Genomic DNA, 25,262 nt, shown 5'->3' on the forward strand with positions numbered 1-25,262 from the left:
AATGGAAGCACGTTTGACAGTTACTGGCCAGCCTGAGTTATACTATCAGCTCTGTTTAGAACTGTTTCAGGCCGACTATCAAGGAGCAACGGGACAAACGATTCCACTGTCTGAGATAAGAGAGGGCTTGAGTTTCGTCAAGCGATTTGGTAAGAAAAGAGAGCAATCTGTTAAGGTTACCTTGCAACAGTTGGTTGAAAATCAGTCTTATGCTGTCGCTATTCAATCCAATCGTGGTGTGCAATTTTTGACCTATCAATTACGCTCTTTAGGACAGGATGAGGTAGAGATTTGCTATTCAGAGGATTATCTACCAGAGGGGCGCTTTAATCAGCTTAATTACAAGCTATTGTTGCCTCTTATGAGAAGGAGTTTAGAGAAGCGGATGCTTCTTCAAATTAAAAAATTTGCAGAATTTGCAATAAAAAAGGAGGTTCCTTAAATGGACACATTTATGAAAATTTCTGGCAAACTAGGATCGCAAAAACACTTGGTTGCCATAAGGGATGCATTTCTTGCTATGTTTCCACTCACCATGGCAGGAGCAATTGCTGTTTTAATCAACGTTTTAGTACGTGATATTCCAAACAGCATGGGAAATACTGGTTTTGCAGAGTCTATGCAGCCACTTATTACCTTAAATGGTTGTGTGTATTTTGGTACAATTGCCATTATGGCGCTAGCCTTTGTCTTTGCTCTTGGCTACAACCGAGCGCAATATGAAAAATTGAATCCTATTGCCGGTGGCCTAGTTTCTTTTGCAGCATTTATCTCAACCATTCCACAAACAATGACCATTGTAACAGATGTGGCAGGTTTAGATAAATCAATTGTTAAAGCCTTAGCTGATTTTGGTTTGACTATTTCTGAAAGTGGTTTGGAAACGTCAGATTGGGGGGCTATTAAGGTAGCTTATGCTGGAGCTACGGGCTTGTTTACAGCAATGATTATCGGTCTTCTTTCAGCAGAAATTTACTGCTTCTTGATGAAAAAGAAAATTACTATCAAGATGCCAGATACGGTTCCACCAGCTGTTAATAAGGCCTTTGCTTCTATGATTCCAGGGATTGTAGCGATATATGTATCTGCTTTCATCGGCTTCATGGCGATGCAATTATCCGGTCAATCCTTAAATGATTTAGTATCAACTTATATTCAAAAACCATTGCTTGGATTATCACAAGGCTGGTTCAGCGTTATCTTACTTTCTTTCTTGGTTCAATTATTCTGGTTCTTCGGACTTCATGGCCACAATGTATTGGGTCCTGTTTTGGACGGTATTTACCTACCTGCTTTGCTCGAAAATACAGCAGCGCATGAAGCTGGTAAAACCCTTCCATACATTTGGACTCGTGGGTCATTTGATGCTTATGGGCAAATGGGTGGTTCAGGAGTGACCATTGCCTTCATTATCGCAGTCTTCCTATTTTCAAAACGCCAAGAATACCGTGCAGTTGCAAAATTGTCTGCACCGATGGGTGTCTTTAATATCAATGAACCAATCACCTTTGGGATTCCAATGGTCTTAAATCCACTCTTCATTATTCCATGGCTTATCGTACCACCAATCTGTTGTGGAATTGCTTATACAGCAACAGCTCTAGGCTTGATTCCTCCAGTTTATGTATCTATTCCATGGATTACTCCTCCAGGACTTTATGCCTTCCTTGCAACAGGGGGAAATCTCTTAGCAGGTGCTATTTCACTCTTTAATGTCTTTGTTGCTTTCCTTATCTGGACACCATTTGTTATTGCAGCAAATAAGGTAGAAGTAGAGGAAAATGCGTAACATAATATGAGGGCCGGGACAGCGATTCCAGGCCTTTTATAGTGGATTGAGAACTGAACACGGACTAAGAGCTATGTAAAAAAGAGACGCAGATGTTCCAGCTTTAGTTGGTTACAGCAGAGGGCTTCCTTTAGGGATAAATCTCGTTGGTTGCAAGCCAACCTGCTTCGATTTCCTATTTTGTCTAGGAGTTGCTTAACGCCCTCGTATCTTATGAAACTGAACGCGGGCTAAGCTCTGTGTGAAAAAGATAAGTCTTCCTAGAGTCTGCTGGCTCTTCGTCAGACTTCCTATTTTCACTTTGTGCTTTATGCGCCCTCGTATCTTATGAAGGAATAGGACAAGGCAAGGAGCTGCAGATAGAACTGGCGTTAATTGAGGATTACTCCATAATCCCTATTTCCAACCTTCAACAGTCTACTGGACTATTGAAGCAAAGCGACTTATACTCGTCAAAAATCAAAGTCTGACGTCGTTAACTCACCTTGCTGAACTTCAGTTCTAGCTACGATTTCGTTGCCTAGTCAGATGTTGATTTTTATAGAGTATAACGATGTCCTAACCTTTATTCAATTCACTATATTTGCTATCATTTTTATCATTGAACGGAGTATGGAGGTAGGAAAAGATAGGGAGAGATTAGCCTCGTTTCAGCAATAAATCAGGATTTTTGCTAGAATAGAAGTATGAAAGCATTGATTTTTGATTTGGACGATACCTTGTATAATCAGGAAGAGCCCTTTAAGCGGGCGGTTCAGGCATATCTACCTGTCCAAGATGGGCAAATGGGTGACTTATATATAGCCTTTAGACTGTATGCGGATGAGGTTTTTGAAGCCGCGACAGCAGGCGATATCACACTCGAAAGTAGCCATATTTACCGAATGAAGCGAGCTTTGGCTGATGTTGGCTATGCGGTTTCAGATGAATTGGCGATCACTATTCAGCAAGAGTACCAAGAAAACCAAGGGAAGCTATCGCTTAGTCCAGAATTTCCAGCTATTTTTGACTATTGTCGTCAGAACAAGATTCGTCTGGGGATTATTACCAATGGCCCACATCTTCATCAATTGCGCAAGTTGCAATCCTTAGAAATGACCAATTGGATTTCAGAGTATGTGACCATTATTTCTGGTCAAGTGGGAGTAACCAAGCCTTCTAAGGAGATTTTTGACCTAATGGTAGAGAAGATGCAACTCTTACCTGAGGACATGTGCTATGTTGGTGATTCCTTTGAAAATGATGTTGCCGGTGCAAAAGCTGCAGGTTGGAAAGCCATTTGGCTCAATCACCGGAAACGGAAACAGCCCCAAAGTCCCTATCAAGCAGATGCGGTGGTGGAGGAGCGGGAAGAACTGCTCGGTGTGATTGAGCAATTAGTCAGTCACTCAGTTACCCAGTTTGAGGCAGAGCAGCAAGGAAAAGCCAATGAATAAGAAGTACCTCCTGTTAGATAGTATGAATGCCCTGCTTTCTTTTTTCGTGTGTCGCTACGTCTTTATGCACTATCTTTATTTTCAATATTATCTTCGGATGGTAGTGCGTATGCCTGAGATTGATTTTGTGGGACCATTGCTGGTCATTCTCGTCATGAGCTATAGTGTATTTGTTTTTATGAGCTTTTTCTATCGGAAGCACGTAGACAGGAAAATGATTCTAGTGCTATATGCCATTTATTTTGCTTGTTTAGCTTTCCTACTGGTTTTCAAAAGCATGGGGATTAAAGGGCTTGTCTTGAATCCGATGGAAACACTACAAGATATACAAGCTAGAAATATCTTTGTTCCTTTGATGAATCTTGTCATGCTTACTCCTCTAGGAACACTCATTACTAGGAAAAAACAATTTTTAGTCGCAGTTGTTGGCGTGATAGGAGTTGAAATCGCCCAGTATGTCTTTAGCTTTGGGATTTGTGATACAGGAGATATTGTGCTAAATAGCGTAGGGATCTTGACTGGAATAGCCATCAGACAAATCGGCTTGCTAAAATTCTTCTTAGAGAAGATAGGCTAGCACTTTTTCCTTTCTTCTGGCTTTGTGATATAATAAATAGAGAAAGAAGTGTGGTGAATCATGTATATTGAAATGGTGGATGAAACAAAACAAGTGACAGAGGAAATGCAGCAACAGATTCGAGACTTGTTGGAGTTTGCGGCTCAAAAGATTGGTAAAGAGCAAAAAGAAATGGCTGTTACCTTTGTTGATAACGCGCGTGTCCATGAGGTCAATTTGGAATACCGTGGCATCGACCGTCCGACAGACGTAGTGAGTTTGGAGTATAAGCCAGAGACCGAGATTGTCTTTGATGAGGAAGATTTGCTTGAGAATCCAGAATTGAGCGAGATGCTAGCGGATTTTGATGCCTACATCGGTGAGTTGTATATCTCCATTGATAAGGCGCATGAACAAGCAAAAGACTATGGTCATAGTTTTGAACGTGAAATGGGCTTTTTAGCTGTGCATGGTTTTCTGCATATTAACGGTTATGACCATTATACGCCGGAAGAAGAAGCAGAAATGTTTGGTTTACAAGAAGAAATACTGACAGCTTATGGACTTACACGAGAATAATCCACAAAAAAAATGGAAAAATAGAGATCTGGTTGCCAGCCTTGAGTTTGCGGTGACAGGTCTTTTTACGGCTTTTAAGGAAGAACGAAACATGCGAAAGCATCTGGTATCTGCGATTTTAGTCGTGATAGCTGGTTTGATTTTTCGTGTTTCAACAACCGAGTGGCTGTTTTTGCTCCTGAGTATTAGCTTGGTGATTGCCTTTGAAATTGTCAATTCTGCGATTGAAAATGTTGTCGATTTGGCGTCAAGCTACCATTTCTCCATGCTAGCAAAAAATGCCAAGGACATGGCAGCAGGGGCGGTTTTGTTTGTATCAGCTTTTGCTTTATTGACGGGGCTGATTATCTTTCTTCCAAAAATTTGGAATGTGATATTTTAAGGGGTAGAAATGACATTTAAATCAGGTTTTGTAGCTATTTTAGGACGTCCAAATGTTGGGAAATCGACTTTTCTCAACTACGTAATGGGACAAAAAATTGCAATTATGAGTGACAAGGCGCAGACGACGCGCAATAAAATTATGGGGATTTACACGACAGAGACAGAGCAGGTTGTCTTTATTGATACGCCGGGAATCCATAAGCCAAAGACAGCTTTAGGAGATTTCATGGTGGATTCTGCTTATAGCACCTTGCGTGAAGTGGATACAGTGCTTTTTATGGTACCAGCCGATGAGCCACGTGGTAAGGGCGATGATATGATTATGGAGCGCCTCAAATCTGCTAAAGTACCTGTTATTTTAGTGGTGAATAAGATTGATAAGGTGCATCCGGATCAGCTCTTGGAGCAGATTGATGATTTTCGAACGCAGATGGACTTTAAGGAAATCGTCCCAATTTCTGCGACCCAAGGAAATAATGTCAACCGTCTCATGGAAATCTTGAAAGACAACTTAGACGAAGGTTTCCAGTATTTCCCAGCTGATCAGATTACGGATCATCCAGAGCGCTTTTTGGTGTCTGAAATGATTCGGGAGAAAGTCTTGCACTTGACACGCGAGGAAATTCCGCATTCAGTAGCGGTTGTCATTGACAGCATGAAGCGAGATGAGGAGACGGATAAGATTCACATTCGAGCAACGATTATGGTCGAGCGTGATAGCCAAAAAGGCATCGTCATCGGAAAAGGTGGGGCTATGCTCAAGAAAATTGGCTCCATGGCCCGCCGTGACATCGAGCTCATGCTAGGAGATAAGGTCTTCTTAGAAACCTGGGTCAAGGTCAAGAAAAATTGGCGGGATAAAAAGCTAGACCTTGCGGACTTTGGCTATAATCAAAAAGAGTATTAATGAGTTTTTCCGTGATGAAAAATGATTGAGGAAACGGGCAGCAAAGCATAGCCCGTTGACTTTTTGTGCTGATTGTAAGGAGTGAAGTACTAGGAATGTGTGGAAAGATTCGGCTGGTTCAACCAGATGAAGTCGAAATCTGGCTAGGTTTTGTAAAACAGGTCTGGACCAGCAATCCAGCTCACTTACGTGAGGGTTTTCTAGGGCAACAATTTCCCTATGAATTTCTGTATTGGCGTGGAGGAAAGGCTCTTGCCTGGCTAAGTCTTTCTATTCGCAAAGAATATGTGGAAGGGTGTACTAGTTTTCCAACTGCCTATTTAGAGGGAATTTCTGTTCTCCCAGAAGTGAGGCAACAAGGCATCGCACGAGAATTGCTTGCCTTTGCTAGACAATGGGCGAAAGACCAGGGGTGCTTGCAGCTAGCTTCCGATTGTTCCTTAGAAAATGAGCTTAGTCAAGCATTTCATCACAGAAACGGCTTTTGTGAAGTAAGTCGAACTGTTCATTATATCTTGAACGTGGATTAGAAGGCTGTGCTATAAGAAAGGTAAGTCGAAGGATTAGGCTAAACTTGCTTTTTATATAAAAAATAATGAAGAAAGGATAGGGGAAGCTAGTGTTTAGAATGAAATACTAGCTGCGGACGGTGTCAAAAAGTTACAACTTACCTAAAGTAGGTGTTATTGATAGATTTGGCTATGTCCGCTTACGCCCTTTGTATCTTAATTATGCCAGAATTACCAGAGGTTGAAACAGTTCGCAAGGGACTTGAAAAACTGGTTGTTGGAAAAAGAATTCAGAAAGTAGAGATTACCTATCCACGCATGGTGCTGACGGGAGCAGATAGTCTGTGTGAAGTCTTGGTTGGACAGGAGATTTGCGAGGTCAAGCGCCGTGGGAAGTATCTTCTGATTTACTTGACGGATTTCGTACTTATTTCCCATTTGCGGATGGAAGGCAAGTACAATTACTTTCCTGATCAAGTACCAGAAAATAAGCATTTTCATGCCTTTTTCACCTTTACAGATGGCAGTCACTTGGTCTATCAAGATGTGCGGAAGTTTGGAACTCTTGAGTTGCTAACAAAAGAACAAGTCGGGGATTATTTTCTCTCGAAAAAGTTAGGGCCAGAGCCGACCACAGAAGATTTTGACTATGAGTGTTTTGCTGTTCAGCTCGCTAAATCGAAAAAGCCTATTAAAGCCCACTTGCTGGATCAGACCTTAGTGGTAGGGCTGGGCAATATCTATGTGGACGAAGCCTTGTTTCAAGCAGGTATTCATCCGGCAAGAACTAGCCAAAGTCTCTCAACCAAAGAAAGCAAGGCCTTGCACCAAGCGATTATCGCCGTACTGCAACTAGGCGTTGAAAAAGGTGGTTCGACCATTCGAACCTATAAAAATGCCCTTGGGATGGATGGGACTATGCAAGATTACCTACAAGTTTATGGAAAGCAGGGACAAGAGTGTCCACGTTGTCAGGCAGAGATGATGAAATTCCAGTTATCTGGCCGTGGAACGCATATTTGTCCCAAGTGTCAGGTCGCGCCATGACGAGAGTGATTGGATTAACAGGTGGTATTGCTTCGGGGAAATCCACAGTGACAGCTTATTTGCGAAAACGTGGCTATCAGATCATTGATGCGGACCAAGTCGTTCACCAGTTGCAAGAAAAAGGTGGAAAGCTCTATCAGGTTTTAGTCGAAGAATTTGGAACAGGCATTGTAGCAGCCGATGGCAAACTTAACCGAGAACGATTAGGAGAGCTGGTTTTTGGGCAAAAAAAAGTCAGAGAACGACTTTCTCAGCTGCAAGATGGAGTTATTCGACAGGAACTGGTGAAAGAGCGCGATCGATTAGCTGAAATGACAGATGTGCTGTTCATGGACATTCCCTTGCTCTTTGAATTGGGCTATGAAGAAGTAGTCGATGAGATTTGGCTTGTCGTACTGGCACCAGAGCTACAATTAGAACGGTTAATGGAGCGAAATCAGCTCAGTCTAGGGGCAGCAAAGGAGCGTTTAGCTGCACAAATGCCTCTTGAAGAAAAGAAAAAGCGGACACCGTATCAGATTGATAATGGTGGAGAAAGGCTTGCAACTTATGCACAAGTTGACCAGCTTTTACAGCGTATAGAAAGAAGATGATTTTATTTTAAGTCAGGATGTTTGGAAGCAAAATCTAAAAATTGCTTGGGTAGGAAATTTTTTTGTTGGATCAAGTATTTCGATGGTCATGCCCTTTATTTCCGTATTTGTCGAAGAATTGGGAGCTCCGAAAAATCAGGTAGAATTTTATGCAGGTCTGGCAGTATCAACAACAGCCTTGGCCTCAGCAATCATGTCTCCGATTTGGGGGAGTTTGGCTGACCGGTATGGGCGTAAACCAATGATGGTACGGGCTAGTGCCGTCATGGTAATTAGCATGGGAGGTTTGGCCTTTATCAACAATGTGTTTTGGCTCATTCTCTTGCGAATACTAACAGGAATGTTTGCAGGATATGTGCCCAATTCAACAGCCTTGATTGCCAGTCAAGTCCCTAAAGAAAAGACAGGTTACGCTCTTGGTACCTTGTCAACAGGTTTAGTGGCAGGAACCTTAATTGGTCCAATGCTCGGTGGTTTCCTAGCAGAAGTAGTCGGTATGCGCTTGGTTTTTCTGATTGTAGGGTTCTTACTCTTTCTCGTGACGATTGTGACCTATTTCTATATCAAGGAAGATTTTACACCGATTAAGGCAGGTGAGGAGATGAGCCTAGGTGAAGTCTTTCACCAGATTAGGGACAAGCAGATTGTGCTGAGCTTATTTGTCACCAGTATGATTATTCAAATGGCAGCCCAGTCGGTCGTGCCAATCTTGACACTTTACATTCGGTATTTGGGCCAAACGGAAAACCTATTATTTGTATCTGGGGTGATTATTTCGGTACTGGGAGTTTCTTCGATGGTCAGCTCACCGCAGCTTGGAAAATTGGGCGATAAGATTGGAAATCACCGTCTCTTGCTCATGGCTCTGCTATACAGTTTCATCATGAATTGGCTCAATGCCCATGCGACAACTCCCTTGCAATTAGGAATTTTCCGCTTTTTCTATGGTTTTGGAACAGGAGCACTTTTGCCGTCTGTCAATTCCTTGCTGGCGAAATTAACCCCAAAAGAAGGGATTTCACGGATTTTTTCTTTCAATCAAACTTTTATGTACATGGGTTCTGTTTTGGGACCAATGTTGGGGTCAGGTGTGGCAACGTATCTAGGCTATCGTTGGGTATTTTATGTGACCTGTAGCTTAGTGCTGGTCAATCTCATCTGGTCGCTCTATAGTTTTAGAAATTACTTGAAAGTCAGGGAAATTTAGTGAGAATTAAAATCAATTTACAATGTTCAGAATGTGGTAGTAAAAATTATTTGACCAGTAAAAATAGCAAGACCCATCCACAAAAGATTGAAGTCCTAAAATACTGTCCTAAAGAGAGAAAAGTGACACTACATGTTGAAACCAAGTAGATTTTGTGGTATACTGTTGGGAGTTATTAAAGAAAGAGAACAATTATGTATAACGTTTTATTAACCATTCTTTTAATTTTATCTGCTATTATTATTATCGCTATTTTTATGCAACCAGCTAAAAATCAATCAAGTAATGTATTTGATGCGAGTTCAGGAGCTCTCTTTGAACGGACAAAGGCGCGTGGTTTTGAGGCTGTTATGCAGCGATTAACCGCTATTCTCGTCTTTTGCTGGATGTTGATTGCGCTGGCCTTGGTAATTATTTCAAGTAAGTAAAAAGACTGGGACTTGTTCTTAGTCTCTTTTTTATCATGTGCTAGAATCAGGTTGTTTTCATTTATTAGGTCATTAACGCGTCCTGCCTAATGCTAATACTCTATAAAAAATCAAAATGAAACGACAATAGTCCAGCAGAGAGAAACAATCAGAAGAAGAGTTGCTACCTGCCACTAGGTGCACATATAAACCAATGAAAAGAGAAAAATGAAAAAAGAAATTATTGCCTATATTGAAGCAGTAGGTCCTGTCACTATGGACCAGCTGGCAGACCATTTTCAAGCGCGGTCTGCTAAAGAGTTTACGAATTTGATCAAGCAGGTATCCCAGATGGAGGGACACCGACAATTGAGTTTTGATGATCACGGTCGAATTGCCCTACCAGAAAAGAAGAAAAAAAATCGTGTAACCCTGACAGGTATCTTTCGGGCCAACAAAAACGGTTTTGGCTTTGTCACCGTTGATGAAGCAGAAGATGATCTTTTTGTCAGCCGAAATGATGTCAACTATGCTATTGAAGGAGACAGGGTTGAAGTTGCGATTAAGAAGGTCGCAGACCGTCTCAAGGGGACGGTAGCAGAGGCAGAAGTCATTGATATCTTAGAGCATAGTCTAAAGACAGCTGTTGGGCAGCTTGTCTTTGATGAGGATAAAAAAGAATTTGCAGGCTATATCAAGTCCAAAAATCAAAAAATCAGCCAGCCGATTTATCTGAAAAAATCAGCCTTGGTCTTGGACGGCACAGAGATTGTCAAGGTCGATATTGAGCAATACCCCAACAAGAAACGGGATTATTTTGTAGCGACGATTCGAGACGTCATCGGACACAAGGATGATGTCGGTATTGATGTCTTAGAGGTGCTAGAGTCCATGGACATCCTATCCGAATTTCCCGATGAGGTATTGGCAGAAGCCAATCAAATTCCAGACCAGCCTACTGAAAAAGACTATGAAGGTCGCTTGGATTTGCGTAAGGAGATTATCTTTACTATTGACGGAGCAGATGCAAAAGATTTGGATGATGCGGTGCATATCAAGCAACTCAAAAATGGCAATCTGGAGCTGGGAGTCCATATCGCAGATGTTTCTCACTATGTGACAGAAGGATCTGCCTTAGACAAAGAAGCTCTTAATCGTGGAACCTCAGTCTACGTCACAGATCGCGTGGTGCCCATGCTACCTGAACGCTTGTCAAATGGTATTTGCTCCCTAAATCCTAATGTGGATCGCCTAACCCAGTCTGCTATCATGGAAATTAACCGTAAGGGGCGTGTGGTGAAGCACTGGATTGGTCAAACGGTCATCAACACCACCTATCGGATGACATATGCAGATGTTAATCGGATGATTGCGGGAGATAAAGCCAAACAGGAAGAATTTTCAAAAATCGTCCCAAGTGTTGAGAAAATGGTTCTGCTTCATGAAACGTTAGAAGCCATGCGGATCAAGCGTGGAGCGCTTAATTTTGATACTAGTGAAGCGAAGATTATTGTCAATAAAGAGGGTCTGCCAGTTGATATCCAATTGCGCCAGCGTGGCATTGCAGAGCGAATGATTGAGTCCTTTATGCTGGTCGCAAATGAAACGGTCGCAGAGCATTTTAGCCAGTTAGAACTGCCTTTTATCTATCGGATTCATGAGGAGCCAAAGACCGATAAATTACAGAAATTCATCGACTATGCGAGTAGTTTTGGTCTTGGTATTGCAGGAACAGCTAGTTCCATTACTTCAGATGCCTTGCAAGACCTCATGGCGCGTGTGGCCGAGGAGCCTTATGCAGATGTTCTCAATATGATGCTTCTTCGTTCCATGCAACAGGCTCGGTATTCAGAGCATAATCATGGCCACTATGGACTAGGTGCGGATTACTATACGCATTTTACCAGTCCGATCCGGCGCTATCCTGATTTGTTGGTGCATCGGATGGTGCGACAATATAGCACAGTGACACCTGAAGTGGTAGCGCATTTTGAAGCAGAAATTCCTGCCATTGCCAAACAAACTTCTAGCTTGGAGCGCCGGGCGATCGAGGCAGAGCGTGAAGTAGAAGCCATGAAAAAAGCAGAATACATGCAGGAATTTGTCGGGCAAGAATTCGACGGTGTAGTGTCTAGTATTGTCAAGTTTGGTCTTTTTGTGGAATTACCAAATACCGTTGAGGGCTTGATTCACATTCAACATCTACCTGAATTTTACCACTACAATGAACGAACCTTGACGCTCAAAGGAGAAAAATCAGGACGTACTTTCCGAGTTGGCCAAAGCATTCGCATCCAATTGACACGGGCAGATAAGCTAACTGGTGAAATTGATTTTGCTCATGTACCGTCTGATATGGATCAAATCGAGCCACCCCTAAAGGCAGTTCGCAAAAGCAAGAGCCATGCCAATCGTGATCGTTCAGACCGAACTGGTCGTGGAAAGGGTAAGGGACATAGGCAAGAGGATGTAATTCATCGTTCCAGCAAAAAAGGGAAAGAGAAGAAAAAGAAGCCATTTTATAAGGAAGTGGCCAAAGGAAAACGCAAAAAAAGGAGATAGAGATGGCAAAGGGTGAAGGAAAGGTCTTAGCGCAGAACAAGAAAGCCCGGCATGATTATACGATTGTCGATACCATTGAAGCAGGTCTTGTCTTGACTGGTACAGAAATCAAATCAATCCGTGCAGGACGGATCAATCTGAAAGATGGCTTTGCCCAGATTCGTAAAGGCGAAGCCTGGCTCAATAATGTTCATATTGCCCCCTATGATGAGGGAAATATCTGGAACCAAGATCCGACGCGCACACGTAAGTTACTCCTGCGCAAAAAGCAAATTGCCAGCCTAGAACATGAGGTAAAGGGGACAGGTATGACCCTTGTTCCCCTTAAGGTCTATCTGAAAGATGGCTTTGCCAAGGTGTTGATTGGGCTTGCCAAAGGAAAACACGATTATGACAAACGTGAATCGATCAAGCGCCGTGAACAAAACCGCGACATTGCTCGCACGATGAAAGCAATCAATGCCAGATAGTTGTTCTGTTAGGTGCTTTCATTCAGAATGAAAAAGGAGATTTCGATGCAAGAGTTAGTAGCCTATAAACGGATGCCCATATGGACCAAGGAAACCGTTCCGACGGAGATTACCCATAAGCACAATACAAAAGTGGGTACTTGGGGCAAAATCAAGGTCGTAACGGGCGAAATCAAGTATGAAGCCATTTCAGACGAAAATGAGATTACTGCTATCCATCATTACCGAGCGACTGATGACATTCCCATGGTAGAACCGCAGGCTTGGCACCGTGTGACGTTGCTGGCAGATGATACTAGCTTTTTTGTCGAGTTTTTCTGTCAACCAGAGGATTATTTTGCCAAGAAATACGGCTTTACCCGTACGCATTCGGAAGTCATTGCAGCCTTAGAGACCATTACTGAGCCATGCAAGGTCCTAGACTTAGGCTGTGGTCAAGGCAGAAATGCCCTTTATTTGGCTCAAAAAGGATTTGAGGTGACAGCTGTCGATCATCACCTGCCAAGTCTGGAGACCCTTTTGACAGTAATGGAAGCGGAAGATTTAGAGCTACAAGTTGGTCAGTACGATATTCATCAGGCACATCTTGAGCAATCCTATGATTGGATTATTTCAACTGTTGTCTTGATGTTTTTAGAGCGGGAGCGCATTCCAGCTATTATTGAAAATATGCAGAAGCATACCAATAGCGGTGGGTATAATCTGATTGTTGCGGCTATGAGTACGGATGACGCACCATGTCCGATGCCCTTTTCCTTCACATTTGCTCAGAATGAGTTGAAGGATTATTACAAGGATTGGAAATTAATCAAATACAATGAGGATTTTGGTCAGCTTCATCGTCGAGATGAAAATGGCAATTTCTTACGTTTTCGCTTTGCGACCATGTTAGCGCAGAAACCATAAGGAACTGGAAGGGGGAGGAATCAATTTCTGTGAAAGCAGGATTTAATTTTCCTCCTATTCTTCTTTTTTGGAACAAATTGTTTACAGGTGTAGTCGAAAAAGGTATACTAGTTATATAGAAACTACATTTGTAGACAAAGAAAGGAGATTGGATGAAGAAAACCTATGCTGTAAAAGGAATGACGTGCGCATCTTGTGCTATGACGGTTGAAAAGACGCTCCAGTCCTTAGCGGGTGTGAAAGAAGTGAGTGTCAATCTGGCGACTGAGCAAGCAAGTATTGGTTACGAAGAAGAAATCATAACAGAAAAAGAGCTGATAGCAGCGGTGATAGGAGCTGGCTATCAATTGATTTCTCATGCCAAAGAGGAAATCTATCAGATTAAGGGAATGAGCTGTGCTTCCTGTGCTATGGCAGTCGAACGGAGTGTCGGACAACTTAGTGGAGTTGAAGAAGCTGCGGTTAATTTGGCAACAGAAAGCCTCACTATTCGCTACGATACGAGTCTTCAGTTTCCTTCAAGCATTCAAGAAGCGGTAAAGAAAGCGGGCTACGAAGCGTTATTAGCTGAGACAAGTCAGCAGCTAGACAGGGGGGTGGAGCAGGCAGAGCAAGCAAAGAAATTATGGCAACGATTCATCTGGTCAGCGATTTTTGCCCTTCCCTTAGTGTATCTTGCTATGGCTCCGATGCTTCCATTTGGAAAAGCATTGGTACCAGACATCTTTCACAAGGCTCCAGTAGCTGCCCTCGTTCAACTCATCTTGGTCTTACCAATCGTGTATGTTGGACGTAGCTTTTACCAAAGGGGTCTCAAAACCTTGCTGAAAGGGCATCCGAATATGGACTCCTTGATTGCGATTGGCACAGGGGCTGCCTTACTGCAAGGTCTAGTCATGACAGCTCTTTTGTGGCTGGGTAAGGTAGAGGTTGGGCATGGCGAGCATGCCGAATTATACCTTGAATCCGTTGCAGTTATTCTCGCCTTGATTACGCTTGGTAAGTATTTAGAGACGGTATCAAAAAGTCGGACCTCGGAAGCCATTCAGCATTTGCTGTCCTTAACCCCTCCAACTGCCCGTGTTCTTCGAAATGGGGAGGAATTAGAACTTCCACTTGAGCTGGTCATGGTAGGAGAGCAATTGTTGGTTCGACCAGGCGAAAAAATCCCTGTTGATGGAGAAATTAATGAGGGACAATCCACAGTAGATGAAGCCATGCTAACAGGAGAAAGCCTGCCTGTGTCAAAAACAGTTGGAGATAGCGTATTTGGCGGTTCAATCAATAAAAACGGAGCTTTTAAAATGACAGCTACCAAAGTTGGAAAGGATACGGCTCTTGCACAGATTATTCGCCTGGTAGAAGAAGCACAAGGGTCAAAGGCACCTATTGCTCGATTAGCCGATCAGGTGGCAGCCGTCTTTGTTCCTATTGTCATGATTTTGGCTTTGGGAGCAGGTCTATTTTGGTTAATAGCTGGAGAGTCAGTAACCTTTTCCTTGTCGATTGTCATTGCGGTACTCATCATTGCCTGTCCTTGCGCTTTGGGACTTGCTACGCCAACGGCTATCATGGTTGGTACAGGAAAGGGTGCAGAGCAAGGTATGTTAATCAAGTCAGGTGAAGTGCTAGAACGTGCGCAAAAGCTAGATACGATTCTGTTAGATAAGACGGGAACCGTAACAGAAGGTCATCCACAAGTAACGGACATCCTGACTTATCAAGGCAAGTCTGAGGAGGAAATCTTGCTACTAGCAGCTAGTATGGAGTATTACTCAGAACACCCCTTGGGGGAGGCGATTTTGTCTTTTGCTAAGGAAAAAGGATTAGCTTTGCAGAGCGTCGATGCTTTTCAATCTGTTTCTGGAAAAGGAATTATAGGGATAATCAATGGACAAGAAATCCTTCTAGGGAATCTTTCTTTCATGGCTGAACAGGATGTTGCTATTGAACAGGCAGCATCCGACAGCCTCCTTCTTTCTCAAAATGGGAAAACACCAGTCTTGTTAGCGTTGGATAAGCAGTTGGTAGCCGTGATTGGTATGGCAGACAAGATGAAGCAAACAAGTTCACAGGCGGTGAAACACTTGCAGCAGATGGGGCTAGAAGTTGTCATGCTAACTGGAGATACACCAGAAACGGCTGAAGCGATTGCAGCGCAAGCGGGCATTCAAACAGTTATCAGTCAGGTTCTGCCAGAAGATAAGGCAGCTGTTGTCAAAGAATGGCAAGAAAAAGGGAAAGTGGTTGCCATGGTTGGAGATGGAATTAATGATGCCCCAGCCCTTGCTCAAGCAGATGTCGGTATTGCCATTGGTTCTGGAACTGATGTGGCCATTGAATCAGCTGATATTGTTTTGGTGCGCAGCGATTTGGTGGATGTCGCTCGGACGATTCAGCTGAGTCAGGCAACCCTGCGTATCATCAAGCAAAATCTTTTTTGGGCCTTTGCCTATAATGTCATTGGGATTCCAGTTGCTATGGGGGTATTGCATCTCTTTGGAGGTCCCTTGCTGAACCCCATGCTAGCTGGAGCAGCCATGTCCCTCAGCTCGGTATCGGTCTTAACAAATGCCTTACGCTTGAAGAAAACTCGCCTGTAATAGGTAAAGTAATGGATTCTTGGAAAAAAAGAATGGGAAATGAGAAACAAAATACTAGCATTTTTGAGTCAAAACGCTTACAATAGAGGTAGTAGAGAAAAGGAGCCTATTATGACAACATTTATCGGAAAACCAGTTACTCTTGTCGGACCTCAATTACGTGTAGGCGACAAAGCCCCTGATTTTGTCCTTATGGCAAATGATTTGACCTTGAAGAGCCTCAATGATTTTGGCAAAAAGTGCAAGATCATTAGTGTCGTTCCGTCGATTGATACAGGAATTTGTGATGCGCAAACACGTCGCTTTAATGAAGAGCTTGCAGGGACAGACAATTTAGTTGTCATTACTGTTTCAGCTGACTTACCGTTTGCACAGGCTCGTTGGTGTGGAGCAGCAGGCCTTGATGGAGTCATTACCCTATCAGACTACTATGACCATGCTTTTGGAAAGGCCTACGGTTTGTTAATGCGTGAGTGGAATTTACTAGCGCGTGCCGTCTTTGTCCTCAATGAAAATAATGAGATTGTCTATGTGGAATATTTGGACAATGTAAATGAACATCCAGATTATGATGCAGCTTTAGCAGTCGCTAAGAATCTGTAACAATCTTAAAACGGGTAAGAAATTCTTGCTCGTTTTTGCTTGCTCGTTTGTCAGTTGGAAAACAAAGGATTTGTACTTGCCATGTCGGATTGTTTCATAAGGGGAATACTCGATATGAAAGCGAAAACATGGTATAATAGGGAAAGAAAAGAGGTAGATATGGCATATATTGAAGTACGCAATAGTTCTAAATCTTACATCATGGGCAATAATCGTATTGTGGCAAACAAGGATATTTCGTTTGATATTGAAAAGGGGGAATTGGTCATCGTTCTCGGTTCTTCTGGCGCAGGAAAATCAACCCTACTCAATATCTTGGGCGGTATGGATACAAATGATGAAGGCGTAGTCAAGATTGATGGGGTGGACATTGCTCAACTAACTAGTAAGCAGCTGACCAAGTACCGCCGTGAAGATGTTGGTTTTGTCTTTCAGTTCTACAATTTAGTGGCGAATCTAACTGCGAAAGAAAATGTCGAATTGGCCTCAGAAATTGTGCGTGATGCCATGGATGCGAGGGATGTCTTGACCAAAGTTGGTTTGGGAGATCGTTTGGATAATTTTCCAGCTCAATTATCAGGTGGTGAGCAACAACGAGTTGCGATTGCACGAGCAGTTGCCAAACGTCCCAAGATGCTCTTGTGCGATGAGCCAACTGGAGCCTTGGACTACCAGACAGGTAAGCAGGTCTTACATATTTTACAAGACATGTCGAAACAGGAAGGAGCAACGGTAGTGATTGTGACCCACAATGCTGCTTTGGCTCCAATTGCAGACAAGGTCATTCAGATGCGGGATGCGCGTGTTCATTCGATTCAGGTCAATCCGCAGCCGCAAGACATTCGAACCTTGGAATATTAAGAAAACTAGGAACACTAGATGAATAAGAAAATCTATTGGAAAACGATTCGTCAATCATTACTGTCTTCTAAAGGGCGATTCTTTTCGATTTTTAATTTAATGATGATTGGTTCAATGGCCTTTATCGGTTTAAAGGTTGCAGCGCCAAATATGGAAAAAACAGCGCAGCGCTATATTGAACAGGGACAGGTGATGGATTTGGCTGTGATGTCAGATTTGGGAATCAGTCAAGCAGACAAAAAAGAACTAGATCGTATTAGAGGTGTCCAGATTGAGTATGCCTACTTCAAGGATGTGACCATTGGGGCTGGCCAGGAAGCAATTCGTTTGTTTTCTGCTCCTAAAACCATTTCACGCTATCAGTTAAAAGAGGGCAAGGATCCCGCATCGGCTAGGGAAATTCTGCTGTCGACCAATCTCAAAGGAACGTATCAGATTGGGGATCGCATTACCGTTCAAGAAGGCAATAAACAGGCTAGGGTTTTAAAAGAAACAGCATTTATCGTGACAGGTTTTGCGGATTCGGCAGAAATATGGGGGAGCATTAATCTCGGTCCTGCAAGTACAGGAACAGGTCAGTTAGCTGCCTATGCTTTTGTAGATGAGGCTGCCTTTGATTCGGAAGTGTACATGATGGCACGCCTTCGCTATAATGATTTGGCAGCTGTTCCCTATTACCAAGCAGAGTACAAGAAAAAAGTAACGGCCTACCAGACGACTCTTAATGAGGCCTTGTCAGACAATGGGAAGGAGCGTCTAGCTAGCGTTCAAAAAGATGGACAGGAAAAGATTCATCAGGCAAACCGTAAAATAGCAGAAGCAGATGAGCAACTGCAAGAAGCTCAAACAAAACTTGATGCAAAGGAAACGGAGCTCAATCAAGGTCAATTACGAATAGACCAGGGCCAAGAAGAAGTAGACCTTCAGACAGAAAAAATGGCTCAAATTGAAGAAAGTTTGCTGCAAGCACAAGATGGATTGGATAGCAGTCGCAATCAATTGGAGGCCACAAAAAAAGAGTTAGATAATCAACGCTCCAAGCTAGATAAGAGCCGACAGGAATTGGGACAGGCAGAGGCGAAGTTAGTAAAAGCTGAGTCAGACCTGAAGAACAAGGAAGCGGAATTAGAACGAAGCGCCGCTCAAATTGCTAGTCTACAAATGGAATTTGAACGCTTGACTAAGATGATTCAAGATCAGATAACCTTTGCGCTTGCTGCTGGAGATAATCCAGGTGATCTTTCAGAACTGGTTGAAGCCCAACTTCAACTAAAGCAATTGGAAGGTGATTTGGCGAGACAGCAACAGGCCTATCAAGAAGGGCAAGCTGCCTATGAAGTTGGTAAAGCCCAATATGAACAAGAATCGGTATATTATCAAATTGGAATTCAGCAGTTAGAGCTTGGAGAAGAGCAGTACCAACTAGCGCAAACAGCCTACCAAGAAGGAGAAAAAGCCTATCAAGAAGGGCTTGCCCAATATGAATCGGGACGACTAGCCTATGAGGCAGGTCTAGAACAAGTAACCTTGGCTCGCTCCAGTTTAAAGGAGCAACAAACTGCCCTAAACCAAGGCCGTGCAGCCTTTCAAACAGCCCAGCAAGAGTTTGAAAAGAAACGTATAAGCGTTGAGCAAGAATTGACAAAATCGCGAAAAGAAATACAGGTTGCCCAAGCTGATTTAGCTCGCCTTGATACACCAGAGTATCGTACCTATACACGAGACAGCCTACCTGGTGGAAATGGCTATGCTAATTATGACAGTAGTACCAAGAGTATTTCTGCGGTCGGAAACATTTTCCCTGCTGTGTTGTATTTAGTTGCGGCTCTAGTTACATTTATGACCATGACCCGCTTTGTGGATGAAGAGCGTTCTAATATTGGTATTTTTAAGGCTCTCGGCTATACAAATCGGCAAATTATCATCAAGTTTATCGTCTACGGGTTAGCGTCAGGCTTATCAGGTACCATTGTAGGGCTTCTTTTAGGTAACTTTCTCCTAGCTCCGATGATTAGTCGCATTATCACAGATACGACGGTGATTGGAAGAAGCGGCTTTTCTTTCTATCCCAAATGGTATCTTCTAGCGATTCTCTTTTCTCTGCTTGCTTCTGTGTTACCGGCCTATTGGGTTGTACGTAGGGAATTAAAAGACAAACCAGCCCAACTATTGCAAGCCAAGCCACCTGTTTCAGGGGCTAAGATTTTCTTGGAATATGTGCCAATTATTTGGCAGCGTTTGAGTTTTACCCAAAAGGTGACAGCCCGCAATATCCTACGTTACAAAAAACGGATGCTTATGACCATTATCGGTGTAGCAGGCTCCGTGGCTCTCTTATTTGCTGGTTTAGGAATCCGCTCGTCTATTTCGCAGGTCATCGACCGTCAATTTCAGGACCTTCTTCATTATCAATTGGTACTTGTGAAGCAAAGTCGAGTTAGTCAGGAAGATAAAGATCAAGTTGAAAAAGCCCTTCGTTCACCAGTTGTTCAAAAGACCCTACCCATTGCTTACTATGGTCTAACAGAAACAGTAAAAGGTCAGGACGATGCCCTTGCTATTAGCCTTTTTATCAGTCCAGAAAAAGATTTGTCCTCCTTTGTCACCTTGCGAAATCCTAAGAATGGTCAAGGGTTACTCTTATCAGATGAAGGGGCAATTATTTCTCAGAAGTTGGCTCAGTTGTATCAGGTTGATGTTGGAGATAGACTGACGGTGAAGGTTCAGCAAGAAGAGTTGACATTGAAAGTGGCTGGAATCACGGAGATGTATGCAGGTCATTTCATCTATCTGTCGGATGTTGCCTATCAGCGAGCAAGTGGAAAAGGTTATCAGGCAAATGCAGATTTGGTGATGTTAGACAAGTCAGATAAGAAGGCTGTTGAAAAGGTTGCACGTGATTTTCTAGCCATGAAAGGGGTTGTTGCGGTCGTACAAAATCTATCTCTGGTTACCTTGCTAGAAACCATTGTTCAGTCCCTTCAATCCGTTATGCTGATTTTGATTGTCTTGTCCATTTTACTGGGAATTGTTATTCTCTATAATTTGACGACCATCAATATGGCAGAGCGGATTCGGGAATTGTCAACCATTAAAGTCTTGGGATTTTATGACCGTGAAGTGACCTTTTATATCTATCGGGAAACCATGATCCTATCAGTCTTGGGGATTGCCTTAGGTCTATGTGCAGGCTTCTTCTTACATCGCCTACTTCTAGTCGTCATTGCTTCACCGGCTATCCTATTTGCTCCAACTGTATCCATAGATGTCTATCTCGTCCCAATTGTGGCCGTACTAGGAATACTCACCTTGTTAGGCTGGCTCGTTCACCACCACTTGAGTCAATTAGATATGCTTGAAGCCCTCAAGTCTGGGGAGTAATCGGATAACTCCAAGAGTACAAAAATCTGGACTATTGAAGAAAGTAGTATAGTGGATTGAGAACTGAACACGGACTAAGAGCTGTGTAAAAAAGAGACGCAGATGTTCCAACTTTAGTTGGTTACAGCTGAGGCTCCCTTTAGTGGGGACGCAGATGTTCCAATTTTAGTTGGTTACAGCTGAGGCTCCCTTTAGGTATAAATCTAGTTGGTTGCAAGCCAACCTGCTTCGATTTCCTCTTTTGTCTAGGAGTTGCTTAACGCCCTTGTATCTTATGAAACTGAACACGGGCTAAGTACTGTGTGAAAAAGATAAGTCTTCCTAGAGTCTGCTGGCTCTTCGTCTGACTTCCTATTTTCACTTTGTGCTTTATACGCCCTCGTATCTTTATGAATGAATAGGACAAGGCAAGGAGCTGCAGATAGAATCGGCGTTAATTGAGGATTACTCCATAATCCCTATTTCCAACCTTCAACAGTCCACAGGACTATTTAAGCAAAGCGACTGAACGATGTCCTAACCTTTATTCCATTCACTATAAAAACAAGAACTTTTATATTAAAGGAGTAGCATAATCCACGGGATCATTCTATTCCTTTTTCTATTCTTGACGAAGAGAACATGATATAATAAAAACATGAAAAAAAATAGATTATTACTAATAGACGGCTCATCTGTAGCCTTTCGTGCCTTCTTTGCACTCTACAATCAAATTGATCGTTTTAAGAGTCCGACTGGTCTTCATACCAATGCTATTTACGGCTTCCACCTCATGCTGGACCATATGATGAAGCGAATCCAGCCAACCCATGTACTGGTCGCTTTTGATGCGGGGAAAACGACCTTCCGTACAGAAATGTATCAAGACTACAAGGCAGGTCGTGCCAAAACACCTGATGAATTTCGAGAGCAATTTCCTTTCATTCGCCAAATGCTAGAAGTCATGGGCATTCGCCATTATGATTTAGAACGCTATGAAGCAGATGACATCATTGGAACCTTGGATAAACTGGCCGAAGGAAGTAGCCAACCGTTTGATGTGACCATTGTTAGTGGAGATAAGGATTTGATCCAACTGACGGATGAAAACACCATTGTTGAAATTTCGAAAAAGGGAGTTGCTGAATTCGAAGAATTTACCCCAGCCTATCTCATGGAAAAAATGGGGATTACGCCGACCCAATTCATTGATTTAAAAGCACTTATGGGAGATAAATCAGATAATATCCCCGGTGTGACCAAGATTGGTGAGAAAACAGGCCTTAAACTTTTGACGGAATATGGGTCACTAGACGGTATTTATGAGCATATTGACAGTATGAAGCAGTCCAAGATGAAAGATAATCTGATTCAGGATAAGGAACAGGCCTTTCTATCACGAACCCTTGCGACTATTGATACGCAAGCGCCTATTACAATTGGTCTTGAAGATATTGCCTATCAAGGTCCAGATCTTGAACAATTAGCGCGCTTCTACGAGGACATGGGCTTCAAATTACTCCGTGCCCAATTAGGAAATGAAGCAACAGCACCGACAGCTATCAAGAATGACTTTGTATTCGTTGAAAAGGTTGCGGCAGACATGCTCCATGAAGACCAGTTTTTCCACTTTGAAATCTTCGGTGATAATTACCACAAAGAGCCAATTATCGGTCTTGCTTGGGGAGATGAGCAGGCTATCTATGTCGGAGGAGCAGAGCTTCTGTCACAAGACATTTTGCGTGACTTTCTGACAAGAACAGCCGTTAAAACCTATGATTTCAAACGGAGTAAGGTCTTACTTTCCCATTATGGGATTGACCTGAAACTAGCAGCTTTTGATAGTCGTCTAGCCAAATATCTACTGACGACAGTAGAAGATAATGAGATTGCCACCATTGCCAAGTTATACGGTCAGAATAGCTTAGATGCGGATGAAGTTGTCTATGGAAGAGGTGCCAAACGAGCCATTCCTGAACCTGAAACACTCTATCAACACTTGGCTAATAAATTGGCTGTTCTCGTTGAAACGGAAGCCATTATGCGGACAAAATTGGCAGAACACCAACAGTCAGACCTGCTCTTTGAAATGGAATTACCACTAGCCAATGTCCTTGCTAAAATGGAAATGACAGGGATTAAGGTTGAAGCAGAAACCTTAAAAGCCATGCAGGTTGAAAATGATCTCTTGATTGAAGAATTGACACGGGATATTTATGACTTGGCTGGTGAAGAGTTTAATATCAACTCTCCTAAGCAACTAGGGGTCATTCTCTTTGAAAAAATGGGCTTGCCACTCGAATTGACCAAAAAGACCAAGACAGGGTATTCTACGGCAGTAGATGTGTTAGAACGATTGGCTCCGATTGCTCCGATTGTGTCAAAAATTCTTGACTATCGTCAGATTACCAAATTACAGTCGACCTACGTGATTGGCCTTCAAGAAGCCATTATGGAAGACGGGAAAATTCATACACGCTATGTGCAAGATTTGACCCAGACAGGTCGCCTTTCTAGTACAGACCCTAATCTGCAAAATATTCCTGTACGTTTAGAACAAGGTCGCTTGATTCGTAAGGCTTTTGTGTCAGAATGGGAAGATAGTGTCCTACTAAGCTCGGATTATTCCCAGATTGAGTTGCGGATTTTGGCGCATATTTCGCAGGATCAACACTTGATTGAAGCCTTTCGTCAAGGTGCAGACATCCATACTTCAACTGCCATGCGGGTATTTGGCATTGAAAAGCCGGAAGATGTGACGGCAAATGATCGCCGCAATGCCAAGGCCGTCAACTTCGGGGTAGTCTACGGGATTTCTGATTTTGGCTTGTCCAATAATCTAGGTATTAGCCGCAAGGAAGCGAAAAACTATATTGATACCTATTTTGAACGTTTCCCAGGCATTAAGAACTACATGGAAAGTATTGTGCGTGAGGCGCGTGATAAGGGCTATGTCGAAACGATTTACCACCGTCGTCGTGAAATTCCTGAAATCAATTCTCGGAATTTTAATGTGCGAAACTTTGCCGAACGGACTGCTATCAATTCACCGATTCAAGGATCAGCTGCGGATGTGCTAAAAGTGGCTATGATTAACTTAGATAAGGCCATGACAGAAGCAGGTTTACGCACTCGCATGCTCTTACAGGTGCATGATGAAATCGTCCTTGAAGTACCAAACGATGAATTGGCGACCATTCGTTCCATGGTAAAAGATGTTATGGAATCGGCAATTTCTCTCTCCGTTCCATTGCTGGCAGATGAAAATGCAGGCAAAACATGGTATGAAGCGAAGTAGCAGAATAAGGCATAACGCTGGGTAAAAACTCAATTTTGAATTGGTAAAAAACGCATAAATAGGGATTTTCGATCACCTGATTTTATGCGTTTTTATAGTGAATTGAATAAAGGTTAGGAGATGGTTCAGTCGCTGTGCTTCAATAGTCCAGTGGACTGTTGAAGGTTGGAAATAGGGATTATGGAATAATCCTCAATTAACGTCAGTTCTATCTGCAGCTCCTTGCCTCATCCTATTATACTATTTGAAGAGTAGTCTTCTTTCTTAAATAAAGACCGTAAAAAAGTGATAGAGTGGAGTTGTTTCATATTGAAAAATCTTGTCTAGCTTTTAAGTTTGTCAATTTTCATTGAAAATTTCTTATCTAGCTTTCCAGTTAGGGAATTTTTGTTGAAAAATTGTATCCTATGCTCCAAGTCTCCTATTTTTTTGTGAAAATTTGCTCCCTATTTTCTAAGTCTGACATTTTCCGATGATGAACTGTTCCCTATGTTTCAAGTGAGCTTTTTTGTCACAAAAAACCGACCTCTTTTTTTGAAAAAACATGGTATAATAAGGAAAATAAATCTGAGGAGACTAGGAGATGTCAGAAAAACGGTTAGCATGGGATGAATATTTTGCGGCACAAGCTCTCTTGATTGCCAATCGAGCAACCTGTAAAAGGGCTAAGGTAGGAGCGGTCTTGGTCAAGGACAATAAGGTTGTGGCAACAGGCTATAACGGCTCTGTCTCAGGTACCGAACATTGTTTGGACCAAGAATGTCTAGTGGTGGACGGTCACTGTGTCCGGACCTTACATGCGGAGGTCAATGCGATTTTACAAGGAGCAGAACGAGGCATTCCTAAAGGTTTTACAGCCTATGTCACGCATTTTCCCTGTCTGAATTGCTCCAAACAGCTCCTTCAAGTTGGCTGCAAACGGGTGGTCTATATCAACGAGTACCGTATAGATGACTATGCCACCTATCTTTATCACGAAAAAGAGTGTGAACTTGTCCACTTGCCGATTGAGAAGGTAAAAGGGGCGATTTCACAAACGGATTGGATTTGATTGCTGGTCAAAGGAAGATATAGTGGATTGAGAACTGAACTCGGGCTAAGCACTGTGTGAAAAAGATAAGTCTTCCTAGAGTCTGCCGCCTCTTCGTCAGACTTCCTATTTTCACTTTGTGCTTTATACGCCCT

General features: G+C 42.7%; 22 protein-coding genes. All 22 read left to right on the forward strand.

Features of this window, described 5'->3' with window-relative positions:
- Position 1 precedes the first annotated feature (1 nt).
- The gene (locus J5M87_RS03310) at positions 2–442 is read left to right on the forward strand and encodes a DUF3284 domain-containing protein (protein ID WP_067088503.1); all 441 of its coding nucleotides are present in this window, start codon (positions 2–4) and stop codon (positions 440–442) included.
- Positions 443–1,789, forward strand: coding sequence for a PTS sugar transporter subunit IIC (locus tag J5M87_RS03315; RefSeq protein WP_230082376.1), 1,347 nt, complete (start codon positions 443–445; stop codon positions 1,787–1,789).
- Between the two features lie 686 nt (positions 1,790–2,475).
- Entirely contained in the window at positions 2,476–3,225 is a 750-nt protein-coding gene (locus J5M87_RS03320; RefSeq protein ID WP_154608734.1) for an HAD family hydrolase, read from the forward strand.
- Positions 3,218–3,802, forward strand: a complete 585-nt coding sequence (locus tag J5M87_RS03325) for a VanZ family protein (RefSeq protein ID WP_154608735.1) — start codon at positions 3,218–3,220, stop codon at positions 3,800–3,802. The genes J5M87_RS03320 and J5M87_RS03325 overlap by 8 nt, the downstream gene beginning before the upstream one ends.
- Positions 3,803–3,862: 60 nt before the next feature.
- On the forward strand, positions 3,863–4,360 hold the full coding sequence (gene ybeY, locus J5M87_RS03330) for an rRNA maturation RNase YbeY (RefSeq protein ID WP_154608736.1): 498 nt from the start codon (positions 3,863–3,865) through the stop codon (positions 4,358–4,360).
- Complete coding sequence (locus J5M87_RS03335) at positions 4,341–4,742, forward strand: diacylglycerol kinase family protein (RefSeq protein WP_154608737.1); 402 nt, start codon at positions 4,341–4,343, stop codon at positions 4,740–4,742. The genes ybeY and J5M87_RS03335 overlap by 20 nt, the downstream gene beginning before the upstream one ends.
- Before the next feature lie 9 nt (positions 4,743–4,751).
- Entirely contained in the window at positions 4,752–5,651 is a 900-nt protein-coding gene (gene era, locus J5M87_RS03340) for a GTPase Era (RefSeq protein WP_154608738.1), read from the forward strand.
- 95 nt (positions 5,652–5,746) lie between these two features.
- Entirely contained in the window at positions 5,747–6,181 is a 435-nt protein-coding gene (locus J5M87_RS03345; RefSeq protein ID WP_154608739.1) for a GNAT family N-acetyltransferase, read from the forward strand.
- 201 nt (positions 6,182–6,382) lie between these two features.
- Positions 6,383–7,207 carry a DNA-formamidopyrimidine glycosylase gene (mutM, locus tag J5M87_RS03350; protein WP_154608773.1) on the forward strand — a complete coding sequence of 275 codons (825 nt, stop codon included), beginning with the start codon at positions 6,383–6,385 and terminating at the stop codon, positions 7,205–7,207.
- On the forward strand, positions 7,204–7,800 hold the full coding sequence (gene coaE / locus J5M87_RS03355; protein ID WP_154608740.1) for a dephospho-CoA kinase: 597 nt from the start codon (positions 7,204–7,206) through the stop codon (positions 7,798–7,800). The genes mutM and coaE overlap by 4 nt, the downstream gene beginning before the upstream one ends.
- Positions 7,801–7,804: 4 nt before the next feature.
- Positions 7,805–9,007, forward strand: coding sequence for a multidrug efflux MFS transporter (locus J5M87_RS03360; protein WP_257721995.1), 1,203 nt, complete (start codon positions 7,805–7,807; stop codon positions 9,005–9,007).
- Positions 9,007–9,156, forward strand: a complete 150-nt coding sequence (gene rpmG, locus J5M87_RS03365) for a 50S ribosomal protein L33 (RefSeq protein WP_082815604.1) — start codon at positions 9,007–9,009, stop codon at positions 9,154–9,156. Before J5M87_RS03360 ends, rpmG begins: the two co-directional genes overlap by 1 nt.
- A gap of 45 nt (positions 9,157–9,201) precedes the next feature.
- Positions 9,202–9,435 carry a preprotein translocase subunit SecG gene (secG, locus tag J5M87_RS03370; RefSeq protein ID WP_067088520.1) on the forward strand — a complete coding sequence of 78 codons (234 nt, stop codon included), beginning with the start codon at positions 9,202–9,204 and terminating at the stop codon, positions 9,433–9,435.
- A gap of 207 nt (positions 9,436–9,642) precedes the next feature.
- Entirely contained in the window at positions 9,643–11,976 is a 2,334-nt protein-coding gene (rnr, locus tag J5M87_RS03375; RefSeq protein ID WP_154608742.1) for a ribonuclease R, read from the forward strand.
- A gap of 2 nt (positions 11,977–11,978) precedes the next feature.
- The gene (gene smpB, locus J5M87_RS03380; RefSeq protein WP_154608743.1) at positions 11,979–12,446 is read left to right on the forward strand and encodes an SsrA-binding protein SmpB; all 468 of its coding nucleotides are present in this window, start codon (positions 11,979–11,981) and stop codon (positions 12,444–12,446) included.
- Between the two features lie 45 nt (positions 12,447–12,491).
- Positions 12,492–13,352: an SAM-dependent methyltransferase TehB gene (gene tehB, locus J5M87_RS03385; protein ID WP_154608744.1), complete on the forward strand. Its 861-nt coding sequence runs from the start codon at positions 12,492–12,494 to the stop codon at positions 13,350–13,352.
- A 152-nt stretch (positions 13,353–13,504) separates the two neighbouring features.
- Complete coding sequence (locus J5M87_RS03390; protein WP_154608745.1) at positions 13,505–15,955, forward strand: heavy metal translocating P-type ATPase; 2,451 nt, start codon at positions 13,505–13,507, stop codon at positions 15,953–15,955.
- A 111-nt stretch (positions 15,956–16,066) separates the two neighbouring features.
- Entirely contained in the window at positions 16,067–16,558 is a 492-nt protein-coding gene (gene tpx, locus J5M87_RS03395; protein WP_154608746.1) for a thiol peroxidase, read from the forward strand.
- Positions 16,559–16,717: 159 nt separating this feature from the next.
- Positions 16,718–17,419 (forward strand): ABC transporter ATP-binding protein, encoded by a 702-nt coding sequence (locus J5M87_RS03400; RefSeq protein ID WP_154608747.1) that lies wholly within the window; start codon positions 16,718–16,720, stop codon positions 17,417–17,419.
- 18 nt (positions 17,420–17,437) lie between these two features.
- On the forward strand, positions 17,438–20,800 hold the full coding sequence (locus J5M87_RS03405) for an FtsX-like permease family protein (protein ID WP_154608748.1): 3,363 nt from the start codon (positions 17,438–17,440) through the stop codon (positions 20,798–20,800).
- Between the two features lie 637 nt (positions 20,801–21,437).
- Positions 21,438–24,077 (forward strand): DNA polymerase I, encoded by a 2,640-nt coding sequence (gene polA, locus J5M87_RS03410; RefSeq protein ID WP_154608749.1) that lies wholly within the window; start codon positions 21,438–21,440, stop codon positions 24,075–24,077.
- A gap of 583 nt (positions 24,078–24,660) precedes the next feature.
- The gene (locus J5M87_RS03415) at positions 24,661–25,128 is read left to right on the forward strand and encodes a deoxycytidylate deaminase (RefSeq protein ID WP_154608750.1); all 468 of its coding nucleotides are present in this window, start codon (positions 24,661–24,663) and stop codon (positions 25,126–25,128) included.
- Positions 25,129–25,262 lie beyond the last annotated feature (134 nt).

This window comes from Streptococcus sp. zg-86 (assembly GCF_017639855.1).
Taxonomy (GTDB): domain Bacteria; phylum Bacillota; class Bacilli; order Lactobacillales; family Streptococcaceae; genus Streptococcus; species Streptococcus zhangguiae.

Bases quoted from the DNA above. Each gene is read 5' to 3' on its own strand.
- J5M87_RS03310 (WP_067088503.1), top strand. From the start codon at position 2: ATGGAAGCACGTTTGACAGTTACTGGCCAGCCTGAGTTATACTATCAG.
- J5M87_RS03315 (WP_230082376.1), top strand. From the start codon at position 443: ATGGACACATTTATGAAAATTTCTGGCAAACTAGGATCGCAAAAACAC.
- J5M87_RS03320 (WP_154608734.1), top strand. From the start codon at position 2,476: ATGAAAGCATTGATTTTTGATTTGGACGATACCTTGTATAATCAGGAA.
- J5M87_RS03325 (WP_154608735.1), top strand. From the start codon at position 3,218: ATGAATAAGAAGTACCTCCTGTTAGATAGTATGAATGCCCTGCTTTCT.
- ybeY (WP_154608736.1), top strand. From the start codon at position 3,863: ATGTATATTGAAATGGTGGATGAAACAAAACAAGTGACAGAGGAAATG.
- J5M87_RS03335 (WP_154608737.1), top strand. From the start codon at position 4,341: ATGGACTTACACGAGAATAATCCACAAAAAAAATGGAAAAATAGAGAT.
- era (WP_154608738.1), top strand. From the start codon at position 4,752: ATGACATTTAAATCAGGTTTTGTAGCTATTTTAGGACGTCCAAATGTT.
- J5M87_RS03345 (WP_154608739.1), top strand. From the start codon at position 5,747: ATGTGTGGAAAGATTCGGCTGGTTCAACCAGATGAAGTCGAAATCTGG.
- mutM (WP_154608773.1), top strand. From the start codon at position 6,383: ATGCCAGAATTACCAGAGGTTGAAACAGTTCGCAAGGGACTTGAAAAA.
- coaE (WP_154608740.1), top strand. From the start codon at position 7,204: ATGACGAGAGTGATTGGATTAACAGGTGGTATTGCTTCGGGGAAATCC.
- secG (WP_067088520.1), top strand. From the start codon at position 9,202: ATGTATAACGTTTTATTAACCATTCTTTTAATTTTATCTGCTATTATT.
- rnr (WP_154608742.1), top strand. From the start codon at position 9,643: ATGAAAAAAGAAATTATTGCCTATATTGAAGCAGTAGGTCCTGTCACT.
- smpB (WP_154608743.1), top strand. From the start codon at position 11,979: ATGGCAAAGGGTGAAGGAAAGGTCTTAGCGCAGAACAAGAAAGCCCGG.
- tehB (WP_154608744.1), top strand. From the start codon at position 12,492: ATGCAAGAGTTAGTAGCCTATAAACGGATGCCCATATGGACCAAGGAA.
- J5M87_RS03390 (WP_154608745.1), top strand. From the start codon at position 13,505: ATGAAGAAAACCTATGCTGTAAAAGGAATGACGTGCGCATCTTGTGCT.
- tpx (WP_154608746.1), top strand. From the start codon at position 16,067: ATGACAACATTTATCGGAAAACCAGTTACTCTTGTCGGACCTCAATTA.
- J5M87_RS03400 (WP_154608747.1), top strand. From the start codon at position 16,718: ATGGCATATATTGAAGTACGCAATAGTTCTAAATCTTACATCATGGGC.
- J5M87_RS03405 (WP_154608748.1), top strand. From the start codon at position 17,438: ATGAATAAGAAAATCTATTGGAAAACGATTCGTCAATCATTACTGTCT.
- polA (WP_154608749.1), top strand. From the start codon at position 21,438: ATGAAAAAAAATAGATTATTACTAATAGACGGCTCATCTGTAGCCTTT.
- J5M87_RS03415 (WP_154608750.1), top strand. From the start codon at position 24,661: ATGTCAGAAAAACGGTTAGCATGGGATGAATATTTTGCGGCACAAGCT.